At 48.1% G+C, this 17,801-nt stretch carries 19 protein-coding genes and 1 pseudogene; 15 read left to right on the forward strand and 5 right to left on the reverse strand.

The annotated features are described in order from the left end of the window. Positions 1 to 331 (reverse strand): annotated as a pseudogene (locus tag EL29_RS20735) (tyrosine-type recombinase/integrase); the annotation flags it as partial. Positions 332 to 615: 284 nt separating this feature from the next. Here EL29_RS20735 and EL29_RS23160 point away from each other — a divergent pair. From EL29_RS23160 to EL29_RS20780, 10 genes are all read left to right on the forward strand, one after another. Then, a complete protein-coding gene (locus EL29_RS23160) occupies positions 616 to 1,317 on the forward strand; it encodes an SIR2 family protein (protein WP_242640090.1) in 702 nt (233 codons plus the stop codon). 19 nt (positions 1,318 to 1,336) lie between these two features. Then, positions 1,337 to 1,705, forward strand: coding sequence for an SIR2 family protein (locus EL29_RS23165; protein WP_242640091.1), 369 nt, complete (start codon positions 1,337 to 1,339; stop codon positions 1,703 to 1,705). Then, positions 1,702 to 3,516, forward strand: coding sequence for an ATP-binding protein (locus EL29_RS20745; protein WP_028715606.1), 1,815 nt, complete (start codon positions 1,702 to 1,704; stop codon positions 3,514 to 3,516). Before EL29_RS23165 ends, EL29_RS20745 begins: the two co-directional genes overlap by 4 nt. Before the next feature lie 353 nt (positions 3,517 to 3,869). After that, positions 3,870 to 4,841 (forward strand): reverse transcriptase domain-containing protein, encoded by a 972-nt coding sequence (locus tag EL29_RS20750; RefSeq protein WP_028715607.1) that lies wholly within the window; start codon positions 3,870 to 3,872, stop codon positions 4,839 to 4,841. Continuing rightward, positions 4,838 to 6,166 (forward strand): OLD family protein, encoded by a 1,329-nt coding sequence (locus EL29_RS20755; protein ID WP_028715608.1) that lies wholly within the window; start codon positions 4,838 to 4,840, stop codon positions 6,164 to 6,166. The genes EL29_RS20750 and EL29_RS20755 overlap by 4 nt, the downstream gene beginning before the upstream one ends. A gap of 322 nt (positions 6,167 to 6,488) precedes the next feature. Then, positions 6,489 to 7,127 carry a nucleotide-binding protein gene (locus EL29_RS20760; RefSeq protein ID WP_028715609.1) on the forward strand — a complete coding sequence of 213 codons (639 nt, stop codon included), beginning with the start codon at positions 6,489 to 6,491 and terminating at the stop codon, positions 7,125 to 7,127. Continuing rightward, positions 7,120 to 7,482 (forward strand): hypothetical protein, encoded by a 363-nt coding sequence (locus EL29_RS20765; RefSeq protein WP_028715610.1) that lies wholly within the window; start codon positions 7,120 to 7,122, stop codon positions 7,480 to 7,482. The genes EL29_RS20760 and EL29_RS20765 overlap by 8 nt, the downstream gene beginning before the upstream one ends. A 519-nt stretch (positions 7,483 to 8,001) precedes the next feature. Next, positions 8,002 to 8,958, forward strand: coding sequence for a plasmid segregation protein ParM (gene parM / locus EL29_RS20770; protein WP_028715611.1), 957 nt, complete (start codon positions 8,002 to 8,004; stop codon positions 8,956 to 8,958). A 4-nt stretch (positions 8,959 to 8,962) separates the two neighbouring features. Next, positions 8,963 to 9,328, forward strand: coding sequence for a plasmid partitioning/stability family protein (locus EL29_RS20775; RefSeq protein WP_028715612.1), 366 nt, complete (start codon positions 8,963 to 8,965; stop codon positions 9,326 to 9,328). A 15-nt stretch (positions 9,329 to 9,343) separates the two neighbouring features. Next, positions 9,344 to 9,586 (forward strand): hypothetical protein, encoded by a 243-nt coding sequence (locus EL29_RS20780; protein ID WP_028715613.1) that lies wholly within the window; start codon positions 9,344 to 9,346, stop codon positions 9,584 to 9,586. Between the two features lie 64 nt (positions 9,587 to 9,650). On the opposite strand, the gene EL29_RS20785 is transcribed toward EL29_RS20780, so the two are convergent. From EL29_RS20785 to EL29_RS20795, 3 genes are all read right to left on the reverse strand, one after another. Beyond that, positions 9,651 to 9,917 (reverse strand): hypothetical protein, encoded by a 267-nt coding sequence (locus tag EL29_RS20785; protein ID WP_028715614.1) that lies wholly within the window; start codon positions 9,915 to 9,917, stop codon positions 9,651 to 9,653. Between the two features lie 73 nt (positions 9,918 to 9,990). Then, positions 9,991 to 11,265, reverse strand: a complete 1,275-nt coding sequence (locus EL29_RS20790) for a translesion error-prone DNA polymerase V subunit UmuC (protein WP_028715615.1) — start codon at positions 11,263 to 11,265, stop codon at positions 9,991 to 9,993. A gap of 8 nt (positions 11,266 to 11,273) precedes the next feature. Next, positions 11,274 to 11,723 carry a translesion error-prone DNA polymerase V autoproteolytic subunit gene (locus EL29_RS20795; protein WP_080695293.1) on the reverse strand — a complete coding sequence of 150 codons (450 nt, stop codon included), beginning with the start codon at positions 11,721 to 11,723 and terminating at the stop codon, positions 11,274 to 11,276. A gap of 396 nt (positions 11,724 to 12,119) precedes the next feature. Between EL29_RS20795 and EL29_RS20800 the strand changes: the two genes are divergently transcribed. From EL29_RS20800 to EL29_RS20810, 3 genes are read left to right on the forward strand one after another with little or no spacing between them, the layout of a single operon-like run. Beyond that, complete coding sequence (locus EL29_RS20800) at positions 12,120 to 13,187, forward strand: hypothetical protein (RefSeq protein WP_028715617.1); 1,068 nt, start codon at positions 12,120 to 12,122, stop codon at positions 13,185 to 13,187. A 42-nt stretch (positions 13,188 to 13,229) separates the two neighbouring features. After that, positions 13,230 to 14,132 (forward strand): hypothetical protein, encoded by a 903-nt coding sequence (locus EL29_RS20805; RefSeq protein WP_152548276.1) that lies wholly within the window; start codon positions 13,230 to 13,232, stop codon positions 14,130 to 14,132. Further along, a complete protein-coding gene (locus tag EL29_RS20810) occupies positions 14,129 to 15,805 on the forward strand; it encodes a hypothetical protein (RefSeq protein ID WP_028715619.1) in 1,677 nt (558 codons plus the stop codon). The genes EL29_RS20805 and EL29_RS20810 overlap by 4 nt, the downstream gene beginning before the upstream one ends. A gap of 192 nt (positions 15,806 to 15,997) precedes the next feature. Here the strand turns inward: EL29_RS20810 and EL29_RS20815 are convergent, their stop codons facing one another. After that, positions 15,998 to 16,288, reverse strand: a complete 291-nt coding sequence (locus EL29_RS20815; protein WP_050442544.1) for a hypothetical protein — start codon at positions 16,286 to 16,288, stop codon at positions 15,998 to 16,000. Positions 16,289 to 16,743: 455 nt separating this feature from the next. Here EL29_RS20815 and EL29_RS20820 point away from each other — a divergent pair, with 455 nt between their 5' ends. Together EL29_RS20820 and EL29_RS20825 are read left to right on the forward strand one after the other, a co-directional pair. Beyond that, positions 16,744 to 17,388: a DNA methyltransferase gene (locus EL29_RS20820; protein ID WP_028715621.1), complete on the forward strand. Its 645-nt coding sequence runs from the start codon at positions 16,744 to 16,746 to the stop codon at positions 17,386 to 17,388. Positions 17,389 to 17,422: 34 nt separating this feature from the next. Then, positions 17,423 to 17,653: a YubE family protein gene (locus tag EL29_RS20825; protein WP_028715622.1), complete on the forward strand. Its 231-nt coding sequence runs from the start codon at positions 17,423 to 17,425 to the stop codon at positions 17,651 to 17,653. Positions 17,654 to 17,801: the final 148 nt, after the last annotated feature.

The raw sequence follows: 17,801 nt of genomic DNA on the forward strand, positions 1-17,801 counted from the left end.
TCGGCGGGCGGCCGCGCCGGCTTCTGACCTTCTCCGACAGGATCCTCACGAACGGCCGGGGCCCGTCCAGCTCAAAGGATTCCGGCGTCAGCGTACAGGCCTCGCCGATGCGCGCGCCGGTGTTCCAGAGCGTGCTGAACAGAAAGTGGTGCCGGCGGTCGGGCATGTAGTAAAGAAGCGCGCTCACCTCCGGTGCGAGCAGGTAAAAGGGCGTCACGCCGTTGGCGGTGGCCATGCGCCGCAGCGCCACCGCGGTCGCAAAATCGGCGCCCGGGGCGAAGTGAAGCGCGGTGACGCGTTCTGGCGCATTCTGCAGTCCTGGAGGGTTCATTATCATCTGTTTTTCACGCAGCGCGATCGTTAAGCCGGAGTGGTTATTTTCCCGCACCTTCGCAGCAGGAGCCAGATCAATAAATCGCGCAGAGTGGATCCTCAATTTGGTTTTACCCGCAAATTAGCGCCTTATCCAAACCCCGTAAAGGATCCTTTTTTCACGAAAAACCGCGACAGCCCGCGTGGCGCAGGGCCTGCGCCCCCGATCCGCCTGTTTGGTATAAATGGGGTAAAGCCAGGTGAGTAAATAAGTGATGTAAAAGTGAGCGGTGCGGCGCTAAGATGAAGGATACAAATTTTCTTAATACTTCAGGGACGAATCAGATGGCACTAAAGCGCCCTTTTTACGGTAACGACGGCGACAGGGACTACTTTGAGCGGGTATTCCAGTCGGCAAATATCAACTTCCTTATTGGTTCCGGTGCATCGCTGCCAGCCATTCAGGTGCTGGGGACAATTGAAACCGATCTTCAGAAACTTATCGAAGATGAAAAAGAAGACGAATATTTTGAATTGGCCGCGAAATTTTTAACACAGGTCTGGCTCCCGCATGACTGTATGCTCGAGCGCAGTAACGGCACCCCTTTCCCACCCTATATAATTGAAAATGTAAATAATACCCGGGTAAATTATGATTCTTTTTTTAATTCATTGGAAAAAATACTTACGAGACGTAGAACGGGCCTGCTTCCGAGACGAATAAATATTTTTACCACGAATTATGATTTATTTTTTGAAGATGCAGCTACCAGAAATAACAATCTCCTCTTTAATGACGGATTTAATAAGAGGATGAATGTCTGGGCAGATTTGGAGTTTGATGCAGGAAGTTATAATCATTCTGTCAGCGCTATTGGTAATTTGTACAATTATAAAGTTGAGTTACCTGTGGTTAATCTGATTAAGTTGCATGGTTCACTTTCGTGGGAGCATTATAAAGGAAAGTTAATCTACAATATTGCCGATAAAAAGCCATCGGCTTAACTTTGCCACCCCAGCCGAAATGAAAAAGTGGGTGCTCGGTCATGCTCTCATCCTTCCGCGTAAGGAAAAATTTAAAGAGACGCTGTTAGAAAATGTATATTATGATTTATTAAGAACATACTCAAATGACCTTGATAAAGAGGCCACGCTCCTTCTTGCCTTTGGCTTTTCTTTTGCAGATGAACATCTGGAAACGCTGACAAAAAAAGCCCTGCGCAATGCAACGCTGAAACTTCTGATATTTGCTTACGATGAGGCAAGCGTAGACAGATTTATGGAGAAATTTCGCGATTATTCTAATGTCGAAATTATTCATCGCCCGGGTGGAAACGTGGATTTCCCAGAAATGAACAGGATTATTACGTGCTTTCTGGGAGGCTCGAAATGAGCGGACATTTTGCTGATGTGGAAGCCGTTCTGAGGGTGGGTGAAGTCTGCGAGGTGTCCGGGCGTTCAGTAACCATTCTTGTTGATAAGAACAAGAATCTCAGCGACCTGTTTTATCAGGGAAAAGTTCTGCGAAACGTCTCTGTAGGCAGCTTCATAGAGATTAAGAAGGGCTTCATGAGCCTGATTGGTAAAGTTGAAGCAGAAAGGATAGTTGAGGAAAAGCACCCCTCCGGCAGCGGCAGCGATGCCTGGCGTTACCGTCGCTACCTCTCGGCTTCCCTGACGGGGTATGTCGATCGTAACGGAAACTTCATTGGCGGTTCGCGTGAGCTGCCCCTCATCGGTAACGAGGCCTTTGTGGTTACCGAAGAGATGATACAGACGGTCCATCAGATTGCCGGTGCCGGCGAAACCGTCATGACTTTCACCCGTACGGACCTTGAAGATATCAGCATTGCTTTACCGGTTAATGGCCTCATCAACTCCCATATTGCTATTTTCGGGAATACCGGGAGCGGAAAATCCAACACGCTTGCCGCGCTCTACCAGGCTGGTATTAAACAAATAAAAGACCAGCTCGGGGATAATTTCAGGGAAAGATGTAAATTCATCCTGTTCGATTTCAACGGAGAATACACCGGCTCGCACTGCATTACCGAAGATAAAACGGTGTACAATCTGGACACTCACCATGCAAACGGCGATAAGCTTCCCCTTCCCAGCGAAGTCCTGCTTGAACATGACATGCTGTCTGTTCTGACCGATGCAACAGACAAAACTCAGAAGCCGTTTCTTAAACGGGTAATTGATTTTCGCCTGAGAGTAATGAATAGCGAGGACCCGCTTCAGTACATGCGAAATATATTGAAGAAAAAAGTCAGGCAAAATCTCTTCACTGGAGATAAGGCAAAAAGCGACGCGGTGCATCAGCTTTTTGGACCAATATTTAAAGATGATCCGGATTTGATTGCTGACCTGGAGTTTCATTCACAGGCCGTCAAGTGGAAGTTACGAGGCGGTAATATTTTTAATTCCGAAGTTGATACTGAGCGATCGTACATTTTTACGCTGGCTTGCGGCTTTCAATTCAAAAATGACATGATTGAAGACCTTCTCGATTTTATGTATCTCCAGCTAATCCAGGAGTATTTATCAAATAAGTCAAATCCTGAACATATATCTCCTGTAATAAACAGGATGAATGCAAACCGCAAAGATATCGCAAAAATTTTTGATACTACAGGTCAGCGGGATTTCTGGAACAATAAAAACTTCACCATCATAAATCTAAATATGGTGAATATAACTATGAAAAAAACACTACCGCTTCTGATTGCGAAGTGGGCATATAACTTAAAAAAATTGTCACTTATACCTTCCACGTTACATATGATTATCGACGAAGCTCACAATATTCTGTCTAATACTTCGTTTCGGGAAACAGAAAGCTGGAAGGATTATCGGTTAGAAACCTTTGAAGAAATTATAAAAGAGGGTCGTAAGTTTGGAGTTTTTATAACGATATCCAGCCAGCGACCCAATGACATTTCCTCAACGATCATTTCGCAAGCGCATAACTACTTTATACACAGGCTTATTAACCAGAACGATCTGTATGCTATCGAAAAGTCAGTATCCTATATCGATCGTCTGACAGAGGAGTCTATTCCGACACTTTCAACAGGAACCTGCATCTTCAGCGGTATCGTCAGCCCTATGCCATTGAAACTCAGGGTATCTGAACTTGCTCCTGAGCAGAAACCCAGAAGCAAAACGATTTCATTCAGAGATTTGCTTTCTGAGAACTAAAGGGGCAATGGCTTGGTGATTTTTGGATAATACGAGGTAGAATCTAAAAAGGCTAAAAGTCTTGCTGATGGCTGGGACGACATCCGGTTAGTCTGAACGCGCTGGCCAAGGTCAGATACGTGCCGAAGAAGGCGGGCTTGATTAAGCGGGCTTAAGGGACCATAATGACACTATGCTTCTGACTTGGAGTATCTCCGGTCAATCAGGAAGCCTCTATAGGCAGTATAGTCAGGTTTATTACTAAGGCCCCCGTTAAGCGATTACCGGGGGCCTTAGTAATTTCCGGTCCCAGAAAGGCATTCTGTGCTCATTTTTTCAGATGGCCACACGGTTCCTGTATAGGTAGAGGATCTATGAAGAATAACAACCTGGAAAACGTGTTTAACGCTTACTTCAATAACAAAAAAGACTTTTCTGACTTCCATAAACTCCGCACGGAGGAAGAAGTCCGTCGTATTCCCCTTAAAAGAAATAATGCCGAGATTTATCAATGTTCTGACAGGATTAAGGCGATTCATAATTTTTTGTCTCGCTTTGTTTTTTCCGAAATGCCCGTCAGAAAGGATATTGTTTTTTCGTACCGTAAAGAAGTAAATATTACCGATGCCGTGCGTCCACATTGCGAAAGCGACTTTATTTTTAAAACTGACATTTCAAAATTTTTCCCATCAATCAGCGCGGACGCTGTATCGGACAAACTGGAAAAATACTGCACACGGATAAGTACCGTGGATGTCGAAGACGTGAGGGCAAAAATCGGAAGAATTGTTTATCTGTGTACGCTCAATAACCAACTGCCTGTGGGTTTTGCCTCTTCACCCTCTGTCAGTAACTTTTGTTTTTACGATTATGACAATCTTATTGAGTCTTACTGCAAGGAAAACAACTATATCTACAGCCGCTATGCGGATGATCTGATTATATCTTCACAGAGTGAAATTAATAAAGAAAACCTTACGGCTGACCTCTCGACTATCCTGACATCTGACTCATTGCTCAGGCTATCTCTTAATCATAAAAAAACCAAGGTTATAACGAAAAAGTACGAGAGAAAGATCCTCGGGGTCAGCATTCTGAATAACGGGAAAATGACAGTCAGCAAAACTACGAAGATTGATATAGAAGTTAAACTGCATCTGCTCAGAACGAACCGGGAAAAACTGATGGACTACACTGGAATGGATGAGATGTCGTCGATCTTGTCAATCGCAGGCGTGCTGAGCCAGATTAACAACATTGATAAAGACTATCTTTACCATCTCCGCAGGAAATACGGTAATGCCATTATCAGCAAACTGCTTAGAGGTAAGGAGTTGCTTAAATGATTGTCAGTGTCAGCATTAAGGCCCTGCAGCATCTTGCTGATATCAGCGTATCTTTCGATTTTTCACGCGATCCGCTTATCTGCATGACCAGCAAAAATGGAGTGGGAAAAACCTCTATTATCAAGGCTCTTGCCCTGCTCAGAGACACGGCTGTTATTAGTAAAACCTCATCCGCTTTCAGCATCAGCGAGGAGACGCAGGTTGACGTCACGTTAAACGATAATGTGTATGCCTTCCGCTATCGCGACGGGGATCTAGATACCAAAGATATTCTCCGGGATGAGTCGTTTATCAGCGTTGAGCTTCCAATCCCCTACGGAAAGCGATTTTCAGAGTTTCCTGCGCTGGGCAACATCGATATGACGCTGAGGGAGATGTTCCTGAAGGGAGACTATCAGGATGCGTCTGATCTGATTGCGTTTATGAAGTCCGTATACGGAGATAACGGAAAATTTCAGAATCTTAAAGTCGTTCGTATTAAGGGTGATAATTACTATTTCCTCCCGCTGGGCAATGACCGCTATATTCGGGAGGACTATTTCAGCTCGGGAGAGTACTTTGTTATCAGTATATTTAAAATGATAATGTCTCCAAGTCGCTTTCTCATTGTAGATGAAATAGACGTTTCTCTTGATTCATCAGCACAGGTTTCGCTGATGAATGCAGTCCGGAATATCTGCGTTAAATTGGACAAAAAAATACTCTTTACCACTCACTCTCTTGCCATCATGAAAACGATTTATGAATACGGCACGCCAATTGTCTATCTTAGCAATGAAGGCGGTGAAATAAGTCATAATCTGGTATCGTACAGTTTTATCCAACTTGAAATGTTCGGCTTTCAGGGATATGACAAGTTCATCTTCACTGAAGATGTCACGCTTGAACACTACATTAACTACAGATTAACAGGGCTGCCAATACGCAACCGATACAAGGTTATTTATATCGGCGGTTGCGACAATGTCGTTGATTTACTCAAGCGTAACTCTATGAACCACTTCATCTGCCAACCCGTGGACGCGAAAGCCGTATTGGATGGCGATGCTGCAGACAAATATGGTCGCCGGCCGGATGTGATAATCAGTCCGTTTGACGACATAGAAGATGAAATACACAGAAAGTATAGGGAAGAAAACGAAGTACATGATCTTCCCGATGTGGCTCCTGAAAACGCAAAATCGAAAGTTTATTGGAAAAAGCTGCTTGAGAACCGTGAGCAGCATGGTCTGACTCGGGAAGATATCTTTCGAATTCTTGAAAAGGGCTTTGAGCAGGAGGCAGACGATTTTACTCAGGCGCTCCTTAGATTCATCGAGGGCTAAACGCGTCATGCAACAGCCGTTCTTTATCGCGATGTCCGGCTATTGTGCTGATCCGATCGGCACCTCAGATTATTATCTTACACCTCATGCAGCATGATGGACTCTCCGTTCATCATGCTTCAATTCCACATCTGAGTCCCAGCTAGACCCACTTTTTTTTACTGTAATCCATTGATCAAACATGACATTTTTCAATCTAATCATTACAATTGTCTTGCTGCAATATAGATGCATGCTGCAATATTGCAGCTAACTATATGTTTGCTTTTTATTTCACTTTATTCTATCTTGCAGCAAGATTGCTGCTTACTTGAGAGGGTATATGGCCTGGATTGTTGGATTTATTTCGCAAAAAGGTGGCGTTGGTAAAAGTACAATGTCACGGGCGTTCGGCCGAGAGGCAAATGCTGGCGGCATTGTCACTAAAATAGCTGATCTTGATACTGAGCAAGCGACTACTACCGATTGGCACCGTAGGCGCCTTTCAAATGGTCTTCCCCCTGCCTGTTCAGTCGAGCTTTTCAAGACAGTATCTCAGGCGCTTTCCGTTGCCGACAACGTCGATCTTCTCATCCTGGATGGGCCTGCTCGTGCTAGCAAAGGCACGACTGAAATTGCTAAGGTTGCTGATCTCGTTGTGCAGCCTACAGGTGCATCTCTTGATGATTTAGTTCCTGCCATTAAAGTCTTCCATGCGCTTGTAAAAGAAGGCGTTCCGCGCAGTAAGCTCGTTTTCTCCTTGAGCCGGGTTGGAACTGATGCCGAAGAGGCTGATGCTCGCGCTTATATTTTAGAGGCTGGCTATGACGTCCTTGACGGTTGTCTGTTCGAAAAGCCCGCTTATCGCAAAGCTATGAATGGTGGGCTTGCAGTTACAGAAACCCGATACAAAGGTCTCAACGAAAGAGCTGATGAACTGATTCAGGCTCTCATTAACAAAGTGGGAGAGCAAAATGGCTGATTTGTCTGCATTGAAGAATAAATCTAAATCTAAAGGGTTAGGATCCCCTCCGGGACCTGATGAATACGCTACGAGCTTGAACTCTCCAGAAGTCGCGCCAGCTCCAGATATTGCTGAAGCAGCAAAAGAATCTTCTTTAGCTGTGGGGGCATCGGAAAAGTCAAATCAGGAACCTTATGTCAAGCGTGACGGCAGAAGCATGCGAAAAACCAATCGCACAATTCCTTTCGCGACTCGCGTATCTGCTGAGTTTGATCAGCGCTTCAGGGATATAGCTTATCAGGAAGATCTCAAAATAGTTGAGCTGTTGGAAAAGGCCCTGCAAGCTTATGCGGAAAAACAGGGTTATAAGTAGCAGCAAGATTGCTGCTAGATTGCTGCTAGATTGCAGCGTGTTTGTATTTCCCTTCGTGCTAATAGGAACATCAAGTTATGTTTTATCTGCCTGCAAGATAGCTGCTATCTTGCAGCATTCTTATAAATTTGGTTCCTCTAGTTTTAATGAAAATATCTTGCTGCAATCATGCTGCTATCTGTTTTCATTCATCGAGCATTGTATCCTCCATTTTTATGTTGCAGTAAGATTGCAGCAATCTTGCTGCATAACGTTGAAGGCGACTTAGTGATAGCTGGTTAAAAAAGATAGCAGCAAGCTAGCAGCTATCTTGCTGTCATCTTGCTTCAAACTCCGATCTTATCAAACCAGTTTATAAATCTAATTTTTATGTTATCTGCAATCTTGCAGCAAGATTAGAAGACTAAATGAGATTTTATTGAGATTTATTTGAGAGATATTGAGGCTGGGTATATATACGGATAGTTCTTTAGTGTATATTTATCTCATATTATTCTCACTTAATGGATGATTTGGGATATGAAAGTGTTTATCGATGATGGTTCTACAAACGTAAAGCTGGCCTGGCACGACAAAGACTGTGTCAAAACGCACCTGAGCCCGAACAGCTTCAAGCGCGAATGGTCAGTGGCATTTGGTGAAAAACCGGTTTTCAACTACACCATGAATGGCGAGCAGTACTCCTACGACCCAATTGCGCCAGAAGCGGTTAAAACCACGAACATTGCATGGCAGTACAGCGACGTGAACGTTGTTGCTGTGCATCATGCACTTCTGCAGACCGGCCTCAAACCCTGTGAGGTTGACATTACTGTCACGCTGCCGCTGACAGAGTTTTATGATCACAATAACCAGCCCGCTGCAGCAAACATCGAAAAGAAAAAGACGAGCCTGATGCGTCCTGTTTCGCTGAACGGGGGTGAAGGCTTTAAAATCCGCAGTGTCTCGGTCATGCCCGAATCCATCCCTGCCGGGTTTGAGCTGCTGAGCGGGCTGGACCCGCTTGATTCACTTCTCATTGTTGATCTGGGGGGAACGACGCTCGACATCTCACAGGTACGTGGTCGCATGAGCGGTATTACGCGCATACATGGTGACGCAACCATCGGTGTGTCACTGGTGACGACCGCTGTCGCAGACGCGCTGCGTGTTGCAGGAACGCGGGGCAGCAGTTATCTTGCCGATGATATTATTGTCCATCGTAATGATGATGCTTACCTGGAGCACCGGATTAACGACCTCTCCCGTGTGAGCCTGGTTCAAAGTACCATTAACGAATCACTCGAACGTCTCACGCAGCGTGTTCTCAGCGCCATGAAGGCGTTTGAAGGCTATACCCATGTCATGGTGATTGGCGGGGGGGCTGAAATTATTGCCGAGGCCGTTCGCACGCACTGCGGTGTGAGGGCAGAGCGCTTTTATAAAACCGACTCATCCCAGTTTGATTTGGTCAGGGGGATGATTGCTATCGGATAACGTCATGGATACGCGCAGAAAGATCCAGTTTTACATCAATCCTAAAAGCAGCCTCGGTGAGGCCTATGCAGACAGTCACACCGATGAAACTCCGCAGGGTGAGCGCGGCCGTCTCTGGAAAGCGGCCATGCTCAGCGGGTTTGCACTTGAGCGTATTGATCCGCGTCTGCCGTTCCTGCTGTCGGAACTGCTGAGCGAAAACACGACGGCAGAAGAAGTGCTTCAGGTGATACGGGCTGTCAGCCCTAAAATCGCCACCGCGCACACTCTGTCTCAGGCTGAAAGCGTTGCTGAGTCGGCTGAAGCATCCCCGAATGCCACTGTCGATGAAACCCGCAGTAATGCCAGAGGCATGTTTGGCGGCAGCTAATTTAACGAGGTCATCATGAACAGAGTGATACTGCTGGTAACGGGGTTTCTGGGCTTCAGAAAGCTCACCGGCAAAGACAGGAAAAGTGCAGGGGAGTGGGGCTTTCTGCTGAGTATGCTTTTCATCGTTCCGTTACTACTGGGGATGATTGAAAAAGAGGTCATAAAAATTGTGCTGCAGCTGTTCTGGGCAGGTTTTCTGACCCGTTCAGCTTTTCTGGCCAATGAAACATGGAAAAAGAACAAGCAGCAGCGATGAAATAATACCAGCCGGTGACAGCGTCACTGGCTCTTCACTCCAGTCAGGGAGCAGGGAGGGATAACTACAACTCTCCGCTGAACTCCTTTTTACAACTGTCGATACTTTCCTGCAGACTCTCTCTGCGCTCCCCGGCTGGCTCATCAAGTGGATTCTGAAGTACCAGCACGGAGCAGGTTGAACGCATTGCATTACGCATGTTTTCAAGTTTTTCACTGTTGGCGTTGTAGTCACGAAGCCTGGACAGGGCTTCGGCGCAACTGAACAGAAATAACAGCAGGGCAACAATAATTATTACAGGGAAAACTTTCAGTTTAAGTTTATCGTTCATAGTGCTGCCTGCTCTCTATCATGATGGTGAAAGTCATGGTCAGTACAGCATGAACAGACTGGCCACTCAATCATCACACAACGCGTGCAACCGGTATATCGCTCCAGCGCGTTGTCCACGCCGGTGACAGCATGTCCCGCTTCATCTCCCACTCGGTATCAATTCCCTGACCCGCAAACCATACCCGCCCCAGGCCTGACTGATTGATGCCGTCCAGCACCTGCATCAGCTGTGAGCTGTTCGCCCGCGGCCGGTTGTCGTCAAACATGTTCAGCTGGCTGACGCCGTGAGGCGTGAAGTCATCGAGCATGACGCCGGCTTTCATGTACCGGTGGCCGTCAATCCAGATACGGTCCAGCGCGCGCATGGCCACGCCGATGATATCGCGCGTGTCCTGGGTGGGCAGGGTGAGTTTTTCCCCGGCTGTGTTGCCGTAAAACGTCTCGCCGACAGCATGCGGCGAGGTCCGGACAAACACGCTGATGTGTCTGCAGTACTGGCGTTCGCCCCGTAGCTTCTCAGCGGCGCGCGTGGCGTACTGGCAGAGTGCCTGCTGCATGGCCACTTTGGTGGTAATGCGTGAACCGAAGCTCCGGCTGCAGACAATCTGCTGCTTTGCCGGCGGCATTTCTTCGAGCGGAATGCACGCCTCGCCGTTCAGTTCCCGCACCGTTCTTTCCAGCACCACCGAAAAGTTCTTCCGGATGAAGGCGGGATGCGTGCGCGCCAGCTCGAGTGCGTTGGTGATGCCGAGCAGGTTCAGTTTCTTGCCGATACGCCTGCCAACGCCCCAGATTTCCTCGACGGGCTGGCGCATCAGCAGCGCCTCGGTCCGCTTCGGGTTTCCGGGCGTCAGCGCCAGCACGCCCTTAAACTGTGGCCACTCTTTGGAGGCCCACTGCGCTGATTTGGCCAGCGTTTTGGTCGGGCCGATGCCGGCGCCAATCGTCAGTCCGGTTCTGGCCAGAACATGGGCACGCAGCCGGTGCCCGAAGTGTTCAAAATCCTCGCAGCCATCGATACCGTTCAGATCGAGGAACATCTCATCAATGGAATACTGTTCGACTTTAGGCGTCATATCTTCAAGCGCTGCCATTACGCGCTGACTAAGGCTATGATATAGCGCATAATTTGAGCTAAAGACATGCACTTTCTCAGGGAAATCCTTTGATTTTATCTGAAACCACGGAATTCCCATTTTTATACCGAGGGCTTTGGCTCCCTTGCTTCTTGCAATGACGCAGCCGTCATTATTCGAAAGGACGACCACGGGTTTTCCCCGTAAGTCAGGCCTGAAAAGAGCTTCACAGGACGCATAAAAGCTGTTCACATCAGCCAGACCAAACATCGGCATTGTTACCTCCGGCGCGCCTCAGTATTGTGGAAAAACCAGGTGACCACGCCCAGCAGGTGCAGCTCCTCCGGGTATATCACCGGATAGGCCGGGTTCATCGGGCGCAGTGCAATCTGCGGGTGCAGTTGCAGGCGCTTGACGGTGAACTCCCCGCCAATCTCCGCGATGACGATGTCACCGTGCGTGGCTTCCTTCGCGCGATCGACGACCATCACGTCCCCGTCGTACAGTCCGAGGTCTTCCATGCTGCTACCGCTGGCGCGCACAAAAAACGTGGCAGCCCGGTGGGTGATGCAGAGCTCGTTCAGGTCCAGTTCCGCCTCAACGTAGTCGGTGGCAGGGGAGGGGAAACCGGCCGCGCAGCGCTCAACAAATAGCGGGATGCGCATCACGGGACGGATATCGGCAGGCCTGAATAGTGTCAGCCCGCCCTTAGAGGATGTCGCTTTCATGGCGCCGCTCTCCGGACTGAATGGTCTGAGGCTGGGGCGGTTGTGAGTGAGTCTGACATGGTTGATTTCCTCCCTAAATAACACTGTATATAAAAACAGTATCATTGAGCCGGGAGCGCATGGCAAGAGTAACGAAACGGTACTCTGTTAAAGGGATGTCTATGTTACTGAGCAGGCTAATTATTTTTTTGTCGGGCAGTTTCAGTCAGGGGAGCGCGTAAGCAGTCGTTGCTGACATAAGTGAAATTACGCTTCCTCAACACGGCTGTACGTTCCTCGCTCCGCTGCGGTACGCCTCAGCCGTGTTCTGCGGCGAGCGTTACTGACTCTTATATTAAGGAACCAGATTTAGTGCTTTGTGATAAAATTTGAGTTTGAATGTGAGGACATCGACTTATGCGATTAAATGAATTAGGAAGTTTCAATTTTCCTGAATTGGCAGCCTGGCCTCAGCCCCGCTATGGAGGTGAAAAATGGCACATGTACATTTTAAAACTTCGAAAAGATGACACTCTCCACTGGTACCAACGATTTATTGAAAAAGATAGCAATGAAAATTACATTTTTGCGGATATGTATGATAGCTATTCTTGCGCGACAGAAGCAGCTGATAAACTCAATAACGAATTTTTATCAAATATTGATTTACTCCCTCTGGAGAGATTTAAAAAAGCATCATTACGTTTAAAAGTTGAAAAGGCACTCACGGCAAAAACGCGATTAACGAATGAAGAGCAACTTATGTTAGAGGAAGGAATAAAAAAGAATGCTCAAGTGCCCCGTTTAAAACAGGAGGAATTAATCATTGATCCTGAGATAACTAACAGTGAATTAAAGTCTTTTATTTTTAATGTTCTCAACGAGATGCCTTATCTTCACTTCATTCATATATCAAAATATCGCTGTTCTCTCTCCCTTAAGGAAGATGGTTCCTGGGTACGTGAGCAGTGCAGTACATCTAAAGCCGAGAAGTTTTTTTATCGTGAATGTATTGCAAGAGGTTTTGGGCTGTCTGGCTTTGAACACTGGGGTAAAACAAAATCAGCTATCCGGGCCATGCTCTTGCCAAGAGCTAACCAACTTTTGCAACTTGCCAGCGTAAAGAGAATGCTTTCAGAAGCCCTCTCAAAAGGGCAAAAGGTTCTTTTAGTTGATGGATTCGTGTTCTGGTTTGAGGATCATAATCAGGTTGGATGGACAGTTAAGGAAGCCAGTGACAGCGGCGCTGGCGCAAAGGGGAATGCTTTATGGAAAGAAGGAACTATTATTTCAAAAAACCATGGTCGAATAGTAGTTCTGCCTTACATCAAAGAGAATGGTGATTACGTGCAGGGGCATACTAAAAGTGCGCCCAATGACGGCAAGGCTTTACCCCGCCATCGTGATGAATATGTAGAATTACCTTTTGAAGTCTTACATGGTGATGTGATGAGGGGGCTTTTTGGTGAGCTCTATTATGAATAATCAATTTATCTCTACTACCTCAATGCTCAACACAAAAATTATATGAATGATAAAAATTTCCATGAAATCTATAAACAGCTTTCTGCATCACAAACCAGCGACGCTGATTGCTGTTCAGTTATTGAGGAACTGACCCGGCTGTGCCTCGAAACAATCAGTAAATCATCCGTACAAGAATGTCTGGCGGCTGCAGATCCTTGTTTTAGTGAAATTGGTCATTCAGAACGCCTTTTCACTTTAGCCATGACCCGCTGGATTACCGTGGATGAATGTCTCGGCCTGGCTAAGAAACTGGAGAATGAGGAAAGCGCCAAGCACTTTCAGGCAAAAAGCTCCGTGGCTTATAATTTGTCTTCTACTGATGAATCCCGCTCAATGCTTACAGCATGTCGACTTTGTGTGCTTCCTGCTTCTCCAGCGGTATCTCTTGGGTGGACATTAAGCCTGGCAACATCCTTTCCAACAAGTATTAACGTACTTAAAACTGTCCAGACACTCCTTCTGCATCACATGAAGGAATATCCGTTGACTACGTTACGACTTCTTTCCAGTCCAGACTCCCCGTTCGCCTCGGTTCAACTGGCTCAGGAAACGCTCAGGCAACTTGAACAACAACAAAGCAATCTGAACACACTGCCGAGAATACGTGAATTTTTGATGCCACCTGAAATGCGTCTGATTTATGCCAGCCTGAAACGTAGCGAGAACCGTGATATTCAACGGCACGCGGATGAAAAATCGATTATGAGCATGTTTTTTACTAAGCACTTTTTTAAGTACGCTAACAAAACCGCTATAGAGTTCCAGACTGGGAATGATGTCAGGGAAACTTCTCTTGAAATGACGTCATTTCATGTTGAAGCAGAGCTACCCGTAACCTGGCTCACTGATCCGATTTCAGCCAATTTTGAAATGATGAGACTATGGGAGGGAGATCTGCAATGAGCATCCAGTTGGTTCTCTCCCATTATCTGGCGGGCTTACGTGAGCGCAATGAATTAGATGCCCTTCTCCCTGAACTGTTAAAAGCTATGGGGCACTCTGTACTAAGCCGGCCGCAGATTGGCCCGGCTCAGGCAGGTGTGGATGTATTATCGACCAGAAAAAACCCAGAAGGTATTACTGAGGTTTACGTATTCATTATCAAGTTTGGGGATCTGGGACGAGCCGACTTTTATGGAGGTCAACAGTCCATCGATCCTTCTGTGCGAGAAGCATGTACCGACTTCCTACGAAATCGCCTGCCAGCACACCTCAAGTCTTTGTCTAAAAGAATTATTCTTGTATCCAATGGTGTGCTGCTACAGGAAGCACAGGCCGGTTTTTCAGCGCTGACTGAAGACGTTGCTGAACGGCCGCTCTGCAGGCTCGAATTCTGGGGAAGCGATCAACTCACCCCCTTAATTGAGCAATTTTTGTTTGATGAGACATTGCTCCTGGCTAAGGGCAAGTCCGATTTACGTGCCGCCCTTGCGGGTATCGAAGAGTCGGACGCAGCTATAGGCCGTTTCGTTCGCTTTATCGACACCTGTTTTGAATATTCCGACAAGGAAATGAAGCAGAGTGAGCCAACGCGTAAGAAAAAATTTTTAAGACGCTGCGCAGCGGCTTCTATGGGGTGGGCGGTACTGCTGGTCTGGGGCAAAAGCGAGGGAAACCTGAAACCCGGCGCTGTAACGGGGGAATATTTGATACTGCGCATGTGGGCCGAAGCGGTAAAACTTCAGTGGGATTCTGACCGCGCGTTTACTAACCGACTTGAAACAATGACAGACCTGCATACGCAGTATTTGGTGGATTATTTTGAGAAGGTGATGCCTGCTCTGGAGACACCGCGAGCAGTCCTCTCTTACCGCCCGAACCGAATCTTTTATCTGGATCTTCTGTTCGAGGAACTTGGCCGTCTGGCCACTCTACAGCTGTTACTCCAAAGAAAATCTGGGCATGAGGCGCTTCAAACACGTCTACACCAAGCTATCATAAACCTCATTAACCAACATCCTGGCGCATTGCTTCCCGTTTACGATGGGCAAGCCATTGACCTCACCTTACTCTTCTGTGCCCTTATGGGACAGTCGGATTGGAACAACGCACAGGTTCTCACAAGAGGTTGTGTGAACCGACTTATCCATGCACTGAGAGCGGAGCGATACCTCCCGGTAGATACCGATTCTCTGGAGGATGCCGTCTCGCTCGACAAAGGGCAAGCCAAAAGCCGGGATTACTTCCAGACATCAACGCTTGTACCTGCACTGGCTACCGTAGCTGCCTTACTGAATGACGAAGAAGCCCTTGAGCTCTTGCGTAGTGAGGTGCTGCCCTTGATGAAGGGCGTAACGCTTGAGCGTTGGTATCCTTATCCGGCTCTTGAAACACTCACCGGATCATCGATGGTAGTTCAGAGTGTTGGGATATCCAAGGCACTGTCCGGCATCAGACTTTCTGCTAAGGAAGAGGCTGAGGCTTCAATCAAAAACGTGGAAAATACTCCCTCAGCCTCAGATTTCAGATGGTCAGCTCAGTGGCAAGTTCTGATTGCACTGTCAGCACGACTACACCGACACCCCTTACCTACCTGGCTTATTGCCGAATACAGGCGACCGGAAAGCTTAGATTGACAGCCTTACACCAATAGAACGAATTGCAGGTCGCCAGTTGTAGATCTTTCTTTTAGATAACAACAGAATGTGCAGAAAAATGAGGCCAGAGATCAGGAGCGAGAGCTCCTACAGCCGAAGGTTATTTAGCTCAAACAGTGAAGTGTGACAAAGGTTTTTTGAAATCAAGAAGCCGCCATCAGGCGGCTTTTATTACTGTCCATCGCTGTCATTAAGGCCGAGTTTGTGCAGCGACTGCATTGCTTTTCCACACTCAGATGACCCACTGCGAAGGCCATCGGAAAGTGCAGGTTTAAGAGAGTTAACAGCTGTAACGTAGCCCTGTGCTGAACCATCGTTAAACCCCTGCATATAATAAGCAGTAGTTGCCTGGCTAAGTATTTGTTCAAAATGCTTATTTTGCTGTGCCAGCATTGCATTGAATGTTGCAATCATCATCTGGTTGTTAGTCGCTAACATCTGCTGAAATTCTTCTGTCGTCATTCTCTGTCTCCTTCTGTGTGGGCGGAAAATTTACCGCACTAAATCCCTTCTACCTGAAATATGAACATATGCAACTTAATTAGCATGTCTTTACGTAAGCCTAAAATCATGGGGCTTCACTTGTCCTAGAGTCTTTTTGGCGAATGTTTTTACCAGTCATCCCCTTCAGAAACCCATTAGTGTGTCGCTCCGCTCCGCTTTTTTTTCCGCTTCCCGTCCTCCGGCCGGAAACCGGCGACGGCAAAGTGCCGTGCCCTCACTGTAGCCGGGCTGCTGTTCAGACAAGGGAAGCTGACGCCGGTCTGCTCGCCCGTTCCCCGCCGTGCGCGGCACATCCAGTCCGCTCCGGCGGCGCGTGCGGCCTGCGCGCCCGCCCCTGTCTGCCCAGCTCGTCGCCCGGCTGGGTGATGGTCACGGCACCACAGGGGTGCCCTCTGACAGTGAGGAGCAGAATTATGTCCCGTTTCATGCGTGGAGACAGCGTACAGATCATGGCCGGCTTTCCGGATGCGAGTATTGATTTCATCCTGACCGACCCGCCATACCTCGTCGGCTTTAAGGACCGGTCCGGCCGTTCGATTGCGGGCGACGTTAACGACGAGTGGGTGCTGCCGGCGAGCCGGCAGATGTTCAGGGTGCTGAAAAACAACAGCCTGGCGGTGAGTTTCTACGGCTGGAACCGCATTGACGTCTTCATGCAGGCCTGGAAGGCGGCGGGCTTCCGCGTCGTCGGGCACCTCGTTTTCACCAAATCCTACGCCTCAAAATCGGCGTTTGTCGGGTATCAGCACGAAAACGCCTACGTGCTGGCCAAGGGCCGTCCGCCGCTGCCGGCGAACCCGCTGCCCGACGTCATCCCCTGGCAGTATACGGGCAACCGCCACCACCCGACCGAAAAGCCGGTGAGCGTCCTGCGGCCGCTTATCGAGTCCTTCACGAAGCCCGGCGACCTGGTTCTGGACCCTTTCGCGGGAAGCGGTTCGACCTGCGTCGCCGCGGACCAGTGCGGCCGGCGCTGGATTGGGATCGAACTGCTGGAGCAGTACCACGCAGCCGGTCTTAAGCGCATCGGCGAACTGCGCGCCGCCCGGGCCGCCTGATATTTCCCCTTAACCAGACCAGAAGGACAGCACCATGACAGACCTGACCCTGAATACAGAACTGACACAGCTCACCGACGACGTGAACGACCTGGAGGAATCGCTTTACGAGTTTCATCTTAGGCTGCGTGACATGGTAAAGCGAAACCTGTACCGCGGCGCCTCGCCGGCGCAGAAAATGGCGGGCGTCCTGATTGAGGACATGGATTTGCAGCTCCTTGAGCTTTACCGGCGCGCCGCCCTGATGCGCAGCCACATGAATTAAGATGCCGGAGTGGTCATTTAGTGACCACTCCTTTCTACTTCGCGGATACTGCCGCCGCTGTGCTTTTATCCACAGGGTTCCGGCCGGTTTATTCACTGTGCTGTGGACAACAGAGAATAAGGAAGTTGCTGCGCGCCGCTTTGCTCCG

The organism is Pantoea ananatis LMG 2665 (genome assembly GCF_000710035.2).
Taxonomy (GTDB): domain Bacteria; phylum Pseudomonadota; class Gammaproteobacteria; order Enterobacterales; family Enterobacteriaceae; genus Pantoea; species Pantoea ananatis.